Genomic DNA, 5479 nt, shown 5'->3' on the forward strand with positions numbered 1-5479 from the left:
TAGTACTTTTGCCACAATAGCACTAGAAGAAATTGTAATAATACCAGCTATAATTAAAATTTCTAATAAAGGGAATCCCATTAGCAATCCATATAGTAACCCCAACGAAAAGTTAACCAAAATATAGATTGTTCCACCAATTGCGATAGAACGCCCAGATTTAATTAGCTTTTTCATTGAAAATTCTAATCCTAGGTAAAAAAGAAGAAAAAGTACCCCAATCCTTCCCAGGAAGGATATTACACTTTCACTTTCTATAAATCTGAAATCGATTATACCTATTACGGGAGCATGCGGGCCGACTAACATTCCCAGAATAATTAAAAAAGGAATAATTGAAAATTTAAGTCTTCCAGCGATCACTGCTGCAATTGCTACTAAAATTAGAGCTGTACCAACTTCAAAAATTAAAGTATCCATCTAGTCAGTCTCCTCTATTTGAAAGTAATTCATTAATAAGTTTTTTAACTTCGTTTCTTTCTCCAGAGACTACTAACATATCCCCCTTCTCGATAACAGATTCTGGTCCTGGGTTAAATAATTTTTTCATGTTTTCTCTTATAATGGCTATAACAGTTACATTGTATATTTTTCTTATTTCAAGCTGACCTATTGTTTTTTCAATGGCAAGAGCTTTATTTTCAACTTTAAACCATTCAATTGTTATTCCTTCAAATGCCATTTCAATTGTTTCTAAAGCTTGAGGTTTATATACCATTCCTCCTAATATTGCTGCGAGCTTTCTTGCCTCTGAATCACACAAAGAGACACTTGAGATACTTTCTTCGTGGTCTGTATCAAAATGATACATTTCTCTACGTCCATCATCATGAATCACGATTACCATTTTATTATTATCTTTTGTGACAATATGAAATTTATAACCGATGCCCGGCAATTCACTTTCTCGAATATTCATATAATTTCCTCCTCAGCAGTTTTTCTATACTCTAAATATGTCCAATTTCAATTAATTTAATATCCGTCTTAAACTTACTCCTCTATCTTGTTTAAGAAATATATTTTAGAAATCCACCCCATTGTGGATACTTATGATTAGGTAATTTCTGATTATATACATAAGTGAATACTATGAAAAAAATTATGGATGTTATGGAGAAAAATACTACAATTTTAGTTTTCATGATTTTTAAAGCATACTATTAACAAGGAGTTATTATCCAAATTCATCCCTTCTTTCTGTTTTTATACTTAATATCATTCAATAATCAAAAAACTTTAAAGACACCAAATAATGTTGCTTAATATAATTTATTTTTAAGTAATGCGAAAATTGTAGATTTAACAATAGTTCAACATCTTAAATAACATTAATTCTTTTTATACAATTATCATTTTAGAAATTAAAAGGTCCTATATAAAGGAAAACAGAGAATGTAGCTTTTAGATTGTCCAATTGGTAATAATGGTCATACACTAGGCTTCCAATTTCGAAAGGAACGCGAACATCGAGCAAGACCATTGGCATAGAAATATAAAAAGACGTGTTGCAAAATTCTTAGGATTTTAAAGTATTCGTCATGCTTCACTTTCCTTAAAGGGCATTTAAACCGTTCATTCTATATAAAAAAAACGAAGTTTATAAAGACCAAACTTCGTTTTTTCTACGTATGATAAATTGCAAAAATCACTAGCAATCATACCTAAATTTTATCTCTTAAAAATTCACAATAGAACCATTTTTTGCACCAATACATGTTTTACTAAGTCAAGTGAAAGTTACGTTATATAATTTAATCCTTCTTTCCATGTCCCTCTATAGTGAATTGTGAAACTAACTGTACCAATTCTTCTACTTTTCCCTTTACTTTGTTAGATTGATTGGCAATATCCTCAATTGAGATTGCCTGTTCTTGGATTGACTGTGCAGCATGACTTGTCCCATTAGCTACTTGTGCTGCTGTTTTAGAAACTGTTGACAATGATATATTCACTTCATCTGTTCCAGCAGACATTTCTTCTGTAGCTACACATACCTCTTGCATTTGACTAGAAATCTTATCAATATCCTTTACAACAGAAAAGAATACTTGGTTTGCCTTCTGAGCGGCTTCTTTTCCTTCTATTGCTTTTTGTTTCCCCCTTTGCATTACATCAACTGTAGCTTTTGTATCTTGTAGAATATTTTTGATTAAATGATTTATTTCATTAGCGAACTCTTTAGATTTTTCTGCCAAATCCCTTACTTCTTCTGCAACCACTGCAAATCCTTTCCCATTTTCACCAGCACGTGCAGCTTCAATTGCAGCGTTTAATGCTAAAAGATTAGTTTGGTCTGCAATATTAGTAATTGCATCTAGGGCTTTATCAATTTGCTGCGTGCGTGTAACAAGTGTATCTATTACTATAGAGGTTTCTTCAACTACTGCATGTACACTATTCATTTGAAGGATGGATTGTTTTATTTCTTCACTGCCTGAATTTACATGTTCAGTTGTTTCAACGGACATTTCAGTAACCATTTTTGATGATTCAGCGATAGTTTGAACTCCGGTAGCAATTTCTTTTAATGATGATGAATTCTCTTGGATACTTATAAATTGTCCTTCTATTTTGGTATTTACTTCAGAAATATTTTGAACAACTTCATTTGATAGATAAGATGCTTTTTTTGTGTTTTGTAACATACCTTCTGTAGAAGAAATAACCTCGTTGGCTGTACTCTTTACATTTCCTATTAGTTGTTGTAGATTATCTAACATATTGTTAAAAGAGTGTACTATATGTCCTAATTCATTATTAGATTCATAAGAAGTGCGTATTGTTAAATTACCTTCAGATACTTTTTCCATGTCTTGTTGTAATAATATGATTGGTTGCTTGATTGCACGTTTAATAAAATAACCGATTAAAGTAACAATTATTATTGCTAAAACTGATATGCTAATAAACAATGTCATTGTATTTTTTATACTGCTGATATTAGATTTCTGTAACTGTTCTGCATTATTTTTGTTATATCTAATAAGTTCCTGGATAGATTCTATTGCCTTTTTAATATTTGGTTCAATCTCTTTTAAATAATATGTAAATAAGTCTTCATTATTGGATAAGTTTATATCTTGTATTTTTTTTATTTGTATTCTTAATTCATCAAATAATCCGTAAAAATCTTTATACAATTTTAATTCTTTGTTAGAACTAATTTTAGACTCAAATTGTTTTAATAACTTATCATTTTCTTTTCGAGCATCGTTGATCTCCGCCAGTAATTCTTTAATTCTTTTTTCATCTTTTGATATCATCATCTCCATTAAATTCATATTAACATGGAAAATATTCGCTTCTACAGATCCAATATGTTGGATTGACAATAAATTATTTTCGTACATGTTAGTTGAAGCATTCTTACTTTCTGCTAAACAAAAAAAACCTATTGTGGAAAGGGTTATACAAGCGACGATAGATATCGTTATCAATCCGTTTAATTTAGTGCCTATCTTACTATTTTTTATAAATGACAATCAAATTCACTCCATTGTTATAATAAGTTATTAAGAATTAGATTCAATAAATATAATTGTAATTCGGGTATATATTTCGAACTGTTTTTATTTTAATTCATAAGAAAAATTTTATTTTTCTTGATGTGTCTATCAAGGTTTCTTACTCGATCCGTTATAAAATTGATCTAAAGCAAGCTCCCTTCAATAGTCTTTATGCTATCAACATAAATATGGGTTTCTATATAGTAACGGAAAAAGTCTTTGTTGAAATCAACTGCTCATATATATCCAAAAAAGTTACTTTTAATATTGATGCTATAATATTATTTTCGTGTTTGCTGTTTCATTCGGAAGACATTCTATATAATAAATAAGCATATTAATAGTTTAAAGAACTATATGGATACATACCTCAAGTGTATTTTATAAATTAAACTTGAGGTATGCACATTATTAAATTAATCCATTTTTTTGTAGATTTCTGCTCAAGTGATAATATATTGGGTTTTATAGTTAAACTTTTTCAAAAAAATCCTTCTAATTTTATGTCCGTATATTCAAATAACACATTCAAAATGTTACAGTATTCTCATTAAAAAATTCCATCCTCGGTTAGCTGAATAGTAGTCTGGATCATCAGTAATTATAGAAGAGCTTTGAATTTATGAATATCTCCAATATGTCTAACTTTGCCTGCTTTTATTCATTACCTTATATTGAACTAAGGGTAATCATTCTCCAAGTTATGAGTGAAGACTCCCTCTTTGATTTTCACATCTAATAATACCGTTATATAGGCAATAGTATGCGGGAGCATAATAATAGATTAAACCGTTTCCACATAATCTAAAATTCCATGGTTTTTGTACGTCAAAGTGTTTGTAGAATTACATTTTGCATTTAAAGTTACGCTCCCATTCTCTAGGAATGGTGTACCAATTTTATCATGTACTTCGCTCGCTATCGCAATTTCATTTTTGTAACATATGTTATTGTATTAGAATATATTTTACGAATTCCCATAAAATTAACAGTTTTTCAAAATTGGTTACATCCTCTAAATCACCTTGTCTAACACAAAGTGTGATATTAATAATTATTTTGGGGCCCACTGGCAATGGACCATATAAATTTTTGGATTTAAAATCTTACACGTTCACATTAATTTCAATAGGAAGTAAGCTATTTCCCCTAGATTATTAACATAGAATTGAACTAAATACTGAGATTATTTCCCTATATTAAGAACTCAGTCCTCCCTTTGTTTCATAAATGTAAGTAGTTATTTCACTGTAAAATTTTCTATTTCTACAGTTATCGCTAAAATCCATATCCATATTTAATAATATTTTTGTTAAAATTCACCTTATATTCTTCCCCCTATCTTACACAGAATTATTTTACTAAATAACTTTTATTAATTTAGCTCATAATAGTGTCCTACTAAGAAATCATTTTGTTTTTCCTTAATGATAATCATATATATATAAGTATTTAAAAGCTAATTTTCACTAAATTAAACATAAAACACATAAAATAATTAGTTTATTAATTCACAAACATATATTATGATTATAAATATATTGCAATTTTGACATAAATACTCATATTTTCATTTGGAAACAGTACCGAGGTTTAATAATGTCACAAAAAATTAATAATAGTATGCAATGTTATTTCTTTAAATTTAAGTATTTTTATTATCTCATTCCTTTTAATTGTATTTTTGAAAACTTTTATGTTATCTATGGTTATTTTTTTGTATAGCTGAAATATCATTTTACTATTTGTGAATTCCTAAGAATAAAAATAAAGAGGTTGCCTCAGAGTAATCATTCAACTACTTTAAGACAACCTCTAACATCCATACATTATATATACTTAATTTTAGTAGATAGATCAAAAACTATAAACTTATATTTACATAAGAACCTCAAACTTTAATAAAGTGGTGAAATATTAGTTGGTACAAGCATAATATTCATAAGATCAAATTGAGTACCGGAGTTTAA

At 28.6% G+C, this 5479-nt stretch carries 3 protein-coding genes; all 3 read right to left on the reverse strand.

Annotation, left to right across the window (positions count from 1 at the left end):
• A partial coding sequence (locus ACS2CR_RS33290; protein WP_438906146.1) for a cation:proton antiporter domain-containing protein occupies window positions 1-420 on the reverse strand: 420 nt, incomplete at its 3' end.
• 4 nt (window positions 421-424) lie between these two features.
• Window positions 425-919 (reverse strand): cation:proton antiporter regulatory subunit, encoded by a 495-nt coding sequence (locus ACS2CR_RS33295; RefSeq protein WP_001026061.1) that lies wholly within the window; start codon window positions 917-919, stop codon window positions 425-427.
• A gap of 835 nt (window positions 920-1754) precedes the next feature.
• Complete coding sequence (locus ACS2CR_RS33300; protein ID WP_309567814.1) at window positions 1755-3485, reverse strand: methyl-accepting chemotaxis protein; 1731 nt, start codon at window positions 3483-3485, stop codon at window positions 1755-1757.
• Window positions 3486-5479 lie beyond the last annotated feature (1994 nt).

Source organism: Bacillus cereus group sp. BceL291, assembly GCF_051776705.1.
Lineage (GTDB): Bacteria > Bacillota > Bacilli > Bacillales > Bacillaceae_G > Bacillus_A > Bacillus_A cereus.

What these genes read in the sequence shown, in the direction of transcription:
- ACS2CR_RS33295 (WP_001026061.1), bottom strand. Translation starts at nt 919, where the DNA reads ATGAATATTCGAGAAAGTGAATTGCCGGGCATCGGTTATAAATTTCAT.